The organism is Cupriavidus sp. 2SB, assembly GCF_005503625.1.
Lineage (GTDB): Bacteria > Pseudomonadota > Gammaproteobacteria > Burkholderiales > Burkholderiaceae > Cupriavidus.
The window spans coordinates 51,597-62,471 of the sequence record NZ_SCMX01000039.1 but is presented as its reverse complement, the minus strand read 5'-3'; the positions used below and the strand labels follow the sequence as shown (position 1 = coordinate 62,471).

General features: G+C 62.6%; 9 protein-coding genes. All 9 read right to left on the bottom strand.

All coding sequences use genetic code 11. The features are described from left to right. A partial coding sequence (locus FFS21_RS18555; RefSeq protein ID WP_137926248.1) for a primosomal protein N' occupies positions 1-1,849 on the bottom strand: 1,849 nt, incomplete at its 3' end. A 541-nt stretch (positions 1,850-2,390) separates the two neighbouring features. After that, positions 2,391-3,485: a uroporphyrinogen decarboxylase gene (gene hemE / locus FFS21_RS18550; protein ID WP_137926244.1), complete on the bottom strand. Its 1,095-nt coding sequence runs from the start codon at positions 3,483-3,485 to the stop codon at positions 2,391-2,393. Positions 3,486-3,584: 99 nt separating this feature from the next. Beyond that, positions 3,585-4,541, bottom strand: a complete 957-nt coding sequence (locus tag FFS21_RS18545; protein ID WP_137926243.1) for an alpha/beta hydrolase — start codon at positions 4,539-4,541, stop codon at positions 3,585-3,587. 809 nt (positions 4,542-5,350) lie between these two features. Beyond that, positions 5,351-5,767, bottom strand: a complete 417-nt coding sequence (locus FFS21_RS18540; protein WP_137926242.1) for a F0F1 ATP synthase subunit epsilon — start codon at positions 5,765-5,767, stop codon at positions 5,351-5,353. A 120-nt stretch (positions 5,768-5,887) separates the two neighbouring features. Beyond that, positions 5,888-7,291 carry a F0F1 ATP synthase subunit beta gene (gene atpD / locus FFS21_RS18535; protein ID WP_029051300.1) on the bottom strand — a complete coding sequence of 468 codons (1,404 nt, stop codon included), beginning with the start codon at positions 7,289-7,291 and terminating at the stop codon, positions 5,888-5,890. 33 nt (positions 7,292-7,324) lie between these two features. Next, a complete protein-coding gene (atpG, locus tag FFS21_RS18530) occupies positions 7,325-8,200 on the bottom strand; it encodes a F0F1 ATP synthase subunit gamma (protein ID WP_137926241.1) in 876 nt (291 codons plus the stop codon). 71 nt (positions 8,201-8,271) lie between these two features. Continuing rightward, positions 8,272-9,813: a F0F1 ATP synthase subunit alpha gene (gene atpA, locus FFS21_RS18525; RefSeq protein ID WP_137926240.1), complete on the bottom strand. Its 1,542-nt coding sequence runs from the start codon at positions 9,811-9,813 to the stop codon at positions 8,272-8,274. A gap of 39 nt (positions 9,814-9,852) precedes the next feature. Then, positions 9,853-10,395: a F0F1 ATP synthase subunit delta gene (locus FFS21_RS18520; RefSeq protein ID WP_137926239.1), complete on the bottom strand. Its 543-nt coding sequence runs from the start codon at positions 10,393-10,395 to the stop codon at positions 9,853-9,855. A gap of 2 nt (positions 10,396-10,397) precedes the next feature. After that, a complete protein-coding gene (locus tag FFS21_RS18515) occupies positions 10,398-10,868 on the bottom strand; it encodes a F0F1 ATP synthase subunit B (RefSeq protein ID WP_137926238.1) in 471 nt (156 codons plus the stop codon). Positions 10,869-10,875: the final 7 nt, after the last annotated feature.

Sequence of the window (10,875 nt, the reverse complement as noted above, 5' to 3'; positions counted from 1 at the left end):
GTTCAGTCACGACTTCCGCCCGTCCGGCCACCTGCATCAAGGACGCAAACAGATGCTCGGCCGCGCGGAAGTCGTGACTGAACATGGCGGCGTCGGGGTGGACCACGCCGACCAGCGTCACGCGCTGGAAGTCGTGGCCCTTGGCCACCATCTGGGTGCCCACGAGGATATCGACCTCGCCCGCATGAACCTCATCGAACATGGCCTGCGCGCTGCCCTTCTTGCGCGTGGAATCGGCATCGATGCGCGCGATGCGAGCCTGTGGAAAACGTGTGGATAACGCTTCCTCGATTCGCTGCGTACCACGCCCGAGCGGCGCCACATCGACATTGCCGCAGTCCGGGCAATGGTGTGGCACCGGCGACTCCAACCCGCAGTGGTGGCAGCGCAGCCGCCGTTCCGGTCGATGCAGCACCAGGTACGCCGAGCAGCGCGGGCAACCCGACAGCCAGCCGCAGCTATCGCAGGCCAGCACCGGTGCATAACCTCGCCGGTTGAGGAACAGCAGGCTCTGCTGGCCGCGATCGAGCCGATGCTGGATCGCATCGAGCAACGGCACCGACAGCCCCTCGAACAGTTCGCGCTGACGCTGACGCTCGTGATTCAGATCGATCAGCCGAACGGTCGGCAACGCGGCATCGGTCTGGGCGCGTTCGCGCAACACCAGCTTGCGATACGCGCCCTGCTCGGCACGCTGCCAGGATTCCATCGAAGGCGTAGCCGACCCCAGCACGATCGGCACCTTGAGCTGGTTCGCCCGCCAGACCGCGAGGTCGCGCGCCGAGTAGCGCAACCCTTCCTGCTGCTTGTAGGACGTATCGTGCTCTTCGTCGACAACGATCAGCTTGAGGTTCGGCATCGACGCCATCACCGCCATCCGGGTGCCCAGCACGATGCGCGCCTCACCCCGGTGCGCCGCCAGCCATTGGAGGCTGCGCTCCTGATCGGCGAGGCCGCTGTGAAGCACGGCCAGCGGCAAGTCCGGAAAGCGCTCGGCGATCCGGGATTGCAGCTGTGGCGTGAGGTTGATTTCGGGGACCAGCATTAGCACCTGCGCCGAGGGGTCCGCTGCGAGCCGATCCGCCATCGCGTGCAGATACACCTCGGTCTTGCCGCTGCCGGTCACACCGTGCAGCAGGAAGGCCGCGAAGCCCGCGGCAGCCGCGATGGCATCCACCGCCCGGCGCTGCTCGTCATGGAGTGCCGGCGCAGGCGATGGCGCAAGGTCTGCACGCGTCTCCAGCAGGATCTGCGGCGCGTGCGCGCACTCGACCCAGCCTGCGGCCTCCCATTCAGCCAAGCGCGCCGGTGCCGCCGCGCAGATTTCCCTCGCATCGGGCAGGCGTACCCAGTCCTGCGCGGCGATCAGCAGTTCAGCCAGGGCACGCACGGTGCGGGCGCGAGTGGGAGCGGCCTCACGCAACGCGTCGGCACACCCGGGCCGCAGCCGGTACTGCACGGTCTGGGCGCGCACGCCAAGCCGCTCCCACGTCTCCGCGTCGCGCAGCGACGGCGGCAGCGATGGCAGCATCACCTCGCCAAGACAACGGTGGTAGTAGCGCGCGGCGAACCGGGCCAGGGCGAGCCACTCGTCGTTGAGCGGGGGCAGCCAGCCGATCCGCTGCGTAATGGGCCGGAGCTTGTCCGAAGGCACATCCGAATCGTCTGCGAGTGCAACGGCGACGCCCACCACCATGCGCTTGCCGAACGGCACGACCACCAGCTCCCCGGGTGCGGCCGCGCCATCGGAGAGATAGTCGAAGCAGTCATCGGCCGGCGTATCGAGTGCCACGCGGACGATTCGGGGATACGACAACGTGGGAGCAGTTGTCTGTAAGGTATCCGCCACAGTTACCGTGCCTGGCGAGTTGGGGCTGATCACACGCACCCTCCCGACTGGTGCATGGCGATGGCGCGAATCCGGTGCATGCCAGTCGAGAACTTTACGTTGGAGGAAGTCTGTGTGCGGCGCAACATCAACTTAAAGTAAAACTTGAAATGTGACCCTAAGTCGATGATCCATGGAAGGTTTTGCCGCTGCCAGAAAATGCCTGTGGATAACTTTGTTGAAAAGTCGCGCCGACCACCCGCTAAGGCGCGTACGGCAAGGGTTCCATCGCTCCGGCCAGCCCGTTTGGAGAAGATTCAAAGCCTTATAAATCAAGGGCTTGCAAACCTCCCCCAAGTGAGTTAAGGACTTACCCGCTCGTGCAGCGCCGCAAACCTATCGGTGTGCATAAGTCAAGCCTTGACAACAAGCCCCTGGCACCTTTTTGGCGATAAAAATCAAAATAGTTTACTTGACAGCCCGCCTTTAGCGCCGCCTGCGCCACAAATGGGATTTTACCCATCACATCGTTGCGACGCGGGGAAACTGACTGCACAGAGAATCAGGCTGACCGCGTAGCGCGCAGTTTGCGGCTGTGAGCGTGGACCTCATCGACGAGGATCGAAACGTTCTCAGGCGGCGTGAACTGCGAAATACCGTGTCCCAGGTTGAAGACGTGGCCATCGCTACCACCACCTGCCGCGAAGCTGTCGAGTACGTTGCGCACCTGTTCGCGAATCGCCGCTTCCGGGGCAAAGAGGACGGTCGGATCGATGTTGCCCTGGAGCGCCACACGGTTACCGGTGCGCTGGCGAGCCTGCGTCAGGTTGACGGTCCAGTCCAGGCCGATGGCGTCCGGGCCGATATCAGCGATCTGCTCCAGCCAGATACCGCCGCCCTTGGTAAAGACGATCACGGGAATCTGCTCGCCGTTGTGCTCGCGCTTCAGGCCCTGCAGCACCCGACGCATATAGGCCAGCGAGAACGTCTGGTACATGCCGTCGGCCAGTGCACCGCCCCAGGTATCGAACACCATCACGGCCTGCGCGCCGGCTTCGATCTGCGCGTTCAGGTAGGCGGAAACAGCCTGGGCATTGATTTCCAGGATGCGATGCATCAAGTCTGGCCGGCCATACATCATGGCCTTCACAGTGCGGAAATCGTCGGAGCCTCCGCCTTCCACCATGTAGCAGGCCAGGGTCCATGGGCTGCCCGAGAAACCGATCAGCGGCACGCGCTGGCGACCGTCCTGCACAAGCGCGCGGCGGATCTCGCTGACTGCATCGAACACGTATTGCAGTGACGACATATCCGGCACGGCCAGCTTCGCCACATCGGCTTCGGTACGCAGCGGATGTGCAAAACGCGGGCCTTCGCCCTGAGCGAAGGACAGGCCGAGGCCCATCGCGTCCGGGACGGTCAGGATGTCGGAGAACAGAATGGCCGCGTCCAGCGGATACCGGTCCAACGGCTGCAGCGTCACCTCGGTCGCATATGCCGGATTCTTGGCGAGTCCCAGGAAACTGCCTGCGCGCGCGCGCGTGGCATTATATTCAGGCAGGTAGCGGCCCGCCTGGCGCATCAGCCACAGCGGTGTGTGTTCGGTGGGCTGCCGGCGCAATGCGCGCAGGAAGGTATCGTTCTGCAATGCGGTCATGGTCATCCTCGTAAGACCGCCATTCTACGGGAACGCAGCGGTCTTCCCACGGCTGGGGCCGTGATGCCCGTCATGTCCGGCGGGCTCGGTGCAGCAGACTCAGAGTTCGTCGAAGGTGCCGACGAATGCCTGCGCCGCGCGCCGCATCCACTCGCGAGCACGCGGCGCCTCCGGCTGCAGACGCGCAAAGCCATGCGTCATGCCGCTCGCCTCGATCGTGGTCACCGGTGCGTCATGACGCACCAGGAAATCCGCGTAGGCCAGGCCATCGTCGCGCAGCACGTCGTTGGCGGCGACCATCACCACAGTGGCTGGCGGCAACTGGGCAGGTGGCGAAGCCATCAAATGAATGCGCGGATCGGACTGTTCCGGTCCCCGCGCCAACGCGGCGTCACCGATGTACTGTGTCCAGAACCATGACATCTCGTCGCGCGTCAGGCCCGGCCCTTCGGCAAAGGCGCGGTAGCTTTCCGTCGTCAGCACAGGCGCGGCCACCGGATAGATCAGCAACTGGGCGTTCACCACTGGCGCACCGGCCTCCTCGTTGACGACACGCGCCGCCGCGGCGGCCAGATGACCACCGGCGCTATCGCCGGCGACGGCCAGAAAGTCTGGCGTCGCGCCGAGTGCTTCGCGTTGTGCCGCGAGCCATCGCACGGCGGCCACGGCGTCGTCGCATGGTGTCGGAAACGCATACTCGGGCGCCAGGCGGTAATCGACACTCGCCACGATGCACCCCGTATCGGTGGCCAGCAAGGCGGCAACCGTGTGATGGGTCACCGGCGAGCCAACCACCCAGCCTCCCCCATGGAAATAGACAATCAGGCGTGCCGGGGCGCTGGCCGCGGGTCGAAATATGCGGACAGGCAGTGCCGCACCGTCGACCGGGATCTCCAGGTTGCTGACTTGCATGTCTTCCGGATCTGGCAGGATGGACAGCGCCGCCACCTCCTCGAAGCGCGCACGACGCGCCACGGCATCCGCCGCAAGAGGTTGTCCCGCATACCGTTCAGCCATGCGAAGGTAGTACGCCTGCAATTGGGGATCGATGGCCATGGAGAAATCGGGAATAACGAAGGATCGTCAGTGTAGCGGCAGTTGCGGCGGCTCCACCGCTTCGGAAAACGGCAATACGAACCGTTTCGAATCGTAACGCTGAATGCGGCATCGCACAGAGCGTTGGCAGCGAAATGGCAGCCACCCTACCAAGGAGGGATGCCAATTAAGCACGGCCCTAAAAAACGTAATGCATTCAGTACACTAGCCCCGAAATGTATTTACATTTTCCCAAGGGACAGCGCGCCGTTCAGGTGATGAAAACGGTTTCAAATTTGCGCAAAAGTGTTTAAAACGCCGGGAAATATCGCAGCTAGCTTTCAACTTCTTGCAAACCGATACATTTTGTTACTGCCATGCCCAGAAGTTTCCCCCACAATGCATTGACAGACCAGCGCTTGGTGTGAGGCACCCCCGCCGCTAAGCTCTTGAATAATAAGGGGTGTAGAAGAAAGCCTAGCAGTAACCCGAATTATCCAGACCAGCCTCTTCTCAGAAGTGGCTGATCCGGACAACCAGGAAAGCTGGCGGCGCGAGGCTTGAGATTCCAGAGTGGGAAACTCGCCGATCATGCGGAGACGAAAGTTCCGCTGCGCTTGTAAGTAAAACTCCTGGACCGAACCCGTTCCTTCGAATTGACCCCTCGAAGGGATTTTCCCGTCCGCGCGGTGCCTCCCCGGCCCGCGCGCTTTTTTTTGCCGTCCTGGCTCGAAAATATAGCGCGCGCACTTAAAAAAAGGCAGCCAACTGGCTGCCTTTTTTACTGACCACGCTCAAAAAACAACGACGCGGCGTTAGTCAGGTAATGCTTACTTCTTACGACGCAGGCGGGCGATTGCAGCCAGCTGTGCGGCGGCCACGGCCAGTTCGCTTTGCGCACGAGCCAGGTCGAGATCGCTGCTCTGGTTCTGCATCAGCTCCTCGGCAGCGCGCTTCGCTTCCTGGGCCTTGGCTTCGTCCAGATCGCCACCGCGGATGGCGGTGTCGGCCAGCACGGTCACGTGCTGAGGCTGGACTTCCAGAATGCCGCCGGCAACGAACACGAATTCCTCGCTGCCGTCTTCCTTCTCGATGCGAACCGCACCGGGTTGGATACGCGTGATCAGCGGCGTGTGGCCCGGCAGGATACCGAGTTCACCCGACTCGCCCGGCAGCGCAACGAACTTCGCCTGACCGGAAAAGATCGACGACTCCGCGCTGACGACGTCTACAAGAATGGTTGCCATATATGATCCTTTCTCCAGAAGGCGTTTGCTTCCCGCAAACAGGAAGCGGTGATTCGCCTTCAGCCCGGGTGGCTGCCTTTCGGCGATGCCACCCCGACCGGTGAAGGCGAAAGACCTCGCTTACTGAAGCTTCTTGGCCTTTTCGAAGGCTTCGTCGATCGAGCCAACCATGTAGAACGCCTGCTCGGGCAGGTGATCGCACTCGCCATCCACCAGCATCTTGAAACCACGGATGGTTTCCTTCAGCGGCACGTACTTGCCCGGCGAACCCGTGAACACTTCGGCCACGTGGAACGGCTGCGACAGGAAACGCTGGATCTTACGCGCACGCGACACGGCGAGCTTGTCTTCCGGCGACAGTTCGTCCATGCCCAGAATCGCGATAATGTCGCGCAGTTCCTTGTAGCGCTGCAGGGTCTGCTGGACGCGGCGGGCCACTTCGTAGTGTTCCGTACCCACGACTTGCGGATCCAGCTGGCGCGAGGTCGAATCGAGCGGATCGACGGCGGGGTAGATACCCAGCGCGGCGATGTCACGCGACAGCACGACGGTCGAGTCCAGGTGCAGGAAGGTGGTAGCCGGCGACGGATCGGTCAAGTCATCCGCAGGCACGTACACGGCCTGAATCGACGTGATCGAACCCGTCTTGGTCGACGTGATCCGTTCCTGCAGCTTGCCCATTTCTTCAGCCAGCGTAGGCTGGTAGCCCACGGCCGAAGGCATACGGCCCAGCAGTGCCGACACTTCCGTACCGGCCAGCGTGTAGCGGTAGATGTTGTCGACGAAGAACAGGATGTCGCGGCCTTCGTCGCGGAAGCGCTCGGCCATGGTCAGGCCGGTCAGCGCCACGCGCAGACGGTTGCCCGGCGGCTCGTTCATCTGGCCGAACACCATGGCCACCTTGTCGAGCACGTTCGAGTCCTTCATTTCGTGGTAGAAGTCGTTCCCTTCACGGGTACGCTCGCCCACGCCGGCAAACACCGACAAACCGCTGTGCTGCTTGGCGATGTTGTTGATGAGCTCCATCATGTTCACGGTCTTGCCGACGCCGGCGCCACCGAACAGGCCCACCTTGCCGCCCTTTGCAAACGGGCACACCAGGTCGATCACCTTGATGCCCGTTTCCAGCAGGTCAACCGAAGGCGACAGTTCGTCGAACTTCGGTGCCTTCTGGTGAATCGCGCGCTTTTCGTCAGCGGCGATCGGACCAGCTTCGTCGATCGGGCGACCCAGCACGTCCATGATGCGGCCCAGCGTACCGTGGCCAACCGGCACGGAGATGGGGGCGCCGGTGCTCTTCACCGACATGCCACGGCGCAGGCCGTCCGAGGAACCCAGCGCAATGGTACGCACCACGCCGTCGCCCAGCTGCTGCTGCACTTCGAAGGTCAGACCCTTCTCGGCGAACGACTTGTCGTTGCCCTCTTCGAGCACGAGTGCGTCGTACACCTTCGGCATTGCGTCACGCGGGAACTCGATGTCCACCACCGCGCCAATGCACTGCACAATATTTCCGATACTCATTTCGTATCTCCGATAGCTTGAATACTTGACGCCTTAGACCGCTGCCGCGCCGCTGACGATTTCCGACAGTTCCTTCGTGATCGCTGCCTGACGGGTCTTGTTGTAGACCAGTTGCAGTTCGCCAATCACGTTCTTGGCATTGTCGGATGCCGCCTTCATGGCCACCATGCGCGCGGATTGTTCCGACGCCATGTTCTCGGCCACGGCCTGGTACACCAGCGCTTCGACGTAGCGGACGAGCAACTCTTCCACAACCGTCTGGGCGTCGGGCTCGTAGATGTAATCCCACGAGTAGGCGCGCTTCTCATCTTCGGTCTGGCTCAGCTTGTCTGCCGCCAGGGGCAGCAGTTGCTCGACCATCGGCTCCTGCTTCATCGTGTTGATGAACCTGGTATAGGCCAGGTACACCGCATCGACTTCGCCGTTGGTGAAGGCATCCAGCTGGACCTTGATCGCGCCGATCAGCTTTTCCAGGTGCGGGGTGTCACCGAGCTGCGTCACGTTCGAGACCACCTTGGCGCCGATGCGACCCAGGAACTGCATGCCCTTGGTACCGATGGCGGTCGCTTGCACGTCCACGCCCCGGCCCTGCAGGTCCTTCAGTTCGTTGGTCACAGCTCGCAGCACGTTCGTGTTCATGCCGCCGCACAGACCCTTGTCGGTCGTCACCACGATCATGCCGACGCGCTTCACATCGCGCGCCACCATGAACGGGTGCTTGAACTCGGGGTTGGCAGCGGAAAGGTGCGCTGCGATATTGCGCACTTTTTCAGCGTAAGGGCGGGCGTTACGCATCCGTTCCTGCGCCTTGCGCATTTTGGATGCGGCGACCATCTCCATCGCCTTGGTGATCTTTCGCGTGTTCTGCACGCTCTTGATCTTGGTTCGAATCTCTTTCGTTCCGGCCATATCTTTCCTCTCCATTCATGCCGCGCCCGCTGCCTTGCGGCAGCGGCGGCGCAGCGCATGGAATCACGCGGTTAGAACGCGGCGGACTTCCTGAAATCCTCGATCGCGGCACGCAGGGCGGCTTCGTCGTCCTTCGACAGATCCTTGGTATCTTCGATGCGGTTGACGAGGTCGGCGAACTTGGTCTTCAGGTGGTCGTGCAGGCCCTTCTCGAACGGCAGGATGTCCTTCACGTCGACGTTGTCGAGGAAGCCATTGTTCGCGGCGTACAGCGACGCGGCCAGTTGCCACACTTGCAGCGGCTGGTATTGCGGCTGCTTCAGCAGTTCCGTCACGCGGCGGCCGCGCTCCAGCTGCTTGCGGGTGGCATCGTCCAGGTCCGAGGCAAACTGCGCGAACGCAGCCAGTTCACGGTACTGGGCCAGGTCGGTACGGATACCGCCGGACAGCTTCTTGACGACCTTGGTCTGCGCTGCACCACCCACGCGCGACACCGAAATACCGGCGTTGATAGCGGGGCGGACACCGGCGTTGAACAGGTCGGTTTCCAGGAAGATCTGACCGTCGGTAATCGAGATCACGTTGGTCGGCACGAAGGCGGACACGTCGCCAGCCTGCGTTTCGATCACGGGCAGCGCGGTCAGCGAACCGGTCTTGCCGGTGACGGCGCCGTTCGTGAACTTGGCCACGTAGTCTTCGTTCACGCGGGCAGCACGCTCGAGCAGACGCGAGTGCAGGTAGAACACGTCGCCAGGGTAGGCTTCGCGGCCCGGCGGGCGGCGCAGCAGCAGCGACACCTGACGGTAGGCCCATGCCTGCTTGGTCAGATCGTCATAGACGATCAGTGCGTCTTCACCGCGGTCGCGGAAGTATTCGCCCATCGTGCAGCCGGCGTAGGCAGCCAGGTACTGCATGGCGGCCGAGTCCGAAGCCGATGCGGCCACGACGATCGTGTATTCCATGGCGCCCAGCTCTTCGAGCTTGCGCACCACGTTCGAGATCGTCGAAGCCTTCTGGCCGATTGCCACGTACACGCAGAAGACGCCCTTGCCCTTCTGGTTGATGATGGCGTCGACGGCCACGGCGGTCTTGCCGGTCTGGCGGTCGCCAATGATCAGCTCGCGCTGGCCACGGCCGATGGGCACCATCGCGTCGATCGACTTCAGGCCGGTCTGGACCGGTTGGCTCACCGACTGACGTGCGATCACGCCCGGTGCCACCTTCTCGATCACGTCCGTTTCCTTGGCGTTGATCGGGCCCTTGCCGTCGATCGGCTGGCCCAGCGTGTTGACCACGCGGCCCAGCAGTTCCTTGCCAACCGGCACTTCCAGAATGCGGCCGGTGCACTTGACCGTATCGCCTTCCGAAATGTGTTCGTAATCACCCAGCACCACGGCACCCACCGAGTCACGCTCGAGGTTCAGTGCCAGGCCAAAGGTGTTACCCGGGAATTCCAGCATCTCGCCCTGCATCACGCCAGACAGGCCGTGCACGCGGCAGATACCATCGGTCACGGAAATTACCGTGCCGGTGTTGCGCACTTCAGCGTCGGCGCCAAGACCCGAGATGCGGGACTTGATCAGCTCGCTGATTTCTGAGGGGTTCAGTTGCATCACAATGCTCCTAATTCTTCAATCCGTCGGCCGTTGCGGTCAGGCGGTCAGCGTGGCTTGCATGGCAGCCAGGCGCGTACGCACGGAGGTGTCGAGCACTTCGTCGCCGACCTTGACGCTCACGCCGCCGATCAGCGATGGGTCGACCACCACGTTCGCGTACAGCTTGCGGCCGAATTTGCGTTCGAGTGCGGCGACCAGGTCGTTCTTCTGCGAGTCATCCAGCGGGAAAGCGCTGGTGATTTCCACATCGGACGACCCCTCGCGGGCGTTCTTGAGCACATGGAACTGTTCGGCGATCTCCGGCAGCACCGTCAGGCGGCTGTTTTCTACCAGCAGCTTGACGAAGCGCTTTGCCTCGTCGTTCACCGGGCTCTTCAGCACCGACAGGAACACTTCCTCGAGCTTGGCGCCCGGGACGTTCGGATCGGTGGCGAGGGCCTGCATGTCGGGATTGGCGGCAACCTGCCCCATTTCCGACACCAGTTCGGACCATGCACCCAGGTTGCCTGCACCGGCTTCGCTCGCGACGCGGAACAGCGCCTCGGCGTAGGGACGGGCAATGGTTGCGGTTTCAGCCATGATTAGAGCTCAGCCTTGAGTTGATTGAGCAGGTCTGCGTGGACCTGCGCGTTCACTTCACGCTTGAGGATCTGCTCGGCACCCTTCACGGCCAGCACGGCAACCTGGTCGCGCAGCGTCTCGCGAGCGCGGGTAACCTGCTGTTCCGCCTCGGCCTTGGCCTGGGCGATGATACGTGCGGCTTCCGCCTGGGCGTTTTGCTTGATCTCGTCGGCGGCTGCCTGGGCGCGCTTTTCAGCGTCGGCCACGCGTTGCGCGCCTTCGGTGCGGGCTTCGGCCATGGCCTGGTCCACACGCTTGTTGGCGATTTCAAGCTCCGCCTTGCCCTTTTCGGCAGCGGCGAGGCCATCGGCGATCTTCTTTGCGCGTTCGTCGAGCGCCTTCACCAGCGGCGGCCAAATGAATTTGGCAACAACCCACCACAGGATGAAGAACACGACCATCTGCGCAAGAAACGTTGCGTTCAGATTCATGGTGTGT

Excerpts from the sequence above, each read along its gene's own strand:
- hemE (WP_137926244.1), bottom strand. The coding sequence starts at position 3,485 with ATGACCGCATTGCAGAACGATACCTTCCTGCGCGCATTGCGCCGGCAG.
- FFS21_RS18545 (WP_137926243.1), bottom strand. The coding sequence starts at position 4,541 with ATGGCCATCGATCCCCAATTGCAGGCGTACTACCTTCGCATGGCTGAA.
- FFS21_RS18540 (WP_137926242.1), bottom strand. The coding sequence starts at position 5,767 with ATGGCAACCATTCTTGTAGACGTCGTCAGCGCGGAGTCGTCGATCTTT.
- atpD (WP_029051300.1), bottom strand. The coding sequence starts at position 7,291 with ATGAGTATCGGAAATATTGTGCAGTGCATTGGCGCGGTGGTGGACATC.
- atpG (WP_137926241.1), bottom strand. The coding sequence starts at position 8,200 with ATGGCCGGAACGAAAGAGATTCGAACCAAGATCAAGAGCGTGCAGAAC.
- atpA (WP_137926240.1), bottom strand. The coding sequence starts at position 9,813 with ATGCAACTGAACCCCTCAGAAATCAGCGAGCTGATCAAGTCCCGCATC.
- FFS21_RS18520 (WP_137926239.1), bottom strand. The coding sequence starts at position 10,395 with ATGGCTGAAACCGCAACCATTGCCCGTCCCTACGCCGAGGCGCTGTTC.
- FFS21_RS18515 (WP_137926238.1), bottom strand. The coding sequence starts at position 10,868 with ATGAATCTGAACGCAACGTTTCTTGCGCAGATGGTCGTGTTCTTCATC.